Source organism: Rhodocista pekingensis (assembly GCF_042665545.1).
Taxonomy (GTDB): domain Bacteria; phylum Pseudomonadota; class Alphaproteobacteria; order Azospirillales; family Azospirillaceae; genus Rhodocista; species Rhodocista pekingensis.
Genome location: NZ_JBHTCM010000041.1, coordinates 1 through 939, shown reverse-complemented (window position 1 = coordinate 939; position 939 = coordinate 1). Strand labels below are relative to the sequence as shown.

Here is a 939-nt window from a genome sequence, read left to right as displayed (position 1 = left end):
CATGCTGCTGGCTGGGTATGGAGGCCAGCCTGCATGGGTCTTGGGCTTTCGATGGATCTGCGCCGTCGGGTGGTTGCGGCGGTGCTGGACGAGGGAATGAGTTGCCGGGGCGCTGCGGCCCGGTTCGGGATCGCGCCGTCGACCGCGATCCGCTGGTGCTCCCGGACGCGGGCCACGGGCAGCCCGGCCCCGAAACCGCAGGGTGGAGACAAGCTCTCGCACCGGATCGAGGCGCACGCCGACTTCATCCTCGGCCTTTGGGCGGATCAGCGCGACATCACGCTGGTCGAGGTCCAGCGTCGTCTGGCGGAGCGCGGAACGCCGGTGGGCATCGGCACGGTTCACCGCTTTTTCCAGCGCCACGGTCTCACACGCAAAAAAAGACCGGGCACGCGGTCGAGCAGGACCGGCCGGACATCCTGAGGCAGCGGCTGGCCTGGTTCGAGGCCCAGCCCGATCTCGATCCCGAGCGGCTGATCTTTATCGACGAGACCTGGGCCTCGACGGCCATGGCACGCACCCATGGCCGGGCGCTGCGGGGGGAGCGGCTGCGCATGGGCGTGCCGTTCGGCCACTGGAAAACCACGACCTTCGTCGCCGGTCTGCGCCTCTCCGGCATCGTCGCCCCTATGGTGCTGGACGGGCCAATCAACCGGCGTTCCTTCGAGGCTTATGTCGATCAGGTCCTCGTCCCAGAGCTGCGGCCCGGCGACGTCGTGATCATGGACAACCTTGCCAGCCACAAGTCCCCGGCCGTCCGTGCCGCCATCGAAGCGGCGGGCGCAGAACTACGGTTCCTGCCACCCTACAGCCCCGACTTCAACCCGATCGAGAACGCCTTCTCCAAGCTGAAAGCGCTGCTGCGAAAGGCCGCCGAACGCACCGTCGACGGACTCTGGAACGCCATCGGCACCCTCATCGACCGCTTCACGCCAGCCG

Annotated in this window: 1 protein-coding gene; it reads left to right on the top strand. The window is 67.9% G+C overall.

Annotation, left to right across the window (positions count from 1 at the left end):
* Window positions 1-33: 33 nt before the first annotated feature.
* Window positions 34-939, top strand: a protein-coding gene (locus ACFQPS_RS20425; RefSeq protein ID WP_377361245.1) for an IS630 family transposase whose coding sequence is annotated in 2 segments (ribosomal slippage) — window positions 34-388 and window positions 388-939 — 907 coding nt annotated over the 2 segments. Because the reading frame shifts where the segments join, the coding sequence is not laid out codon by codon here. This gene is flagged as partial in the annotation.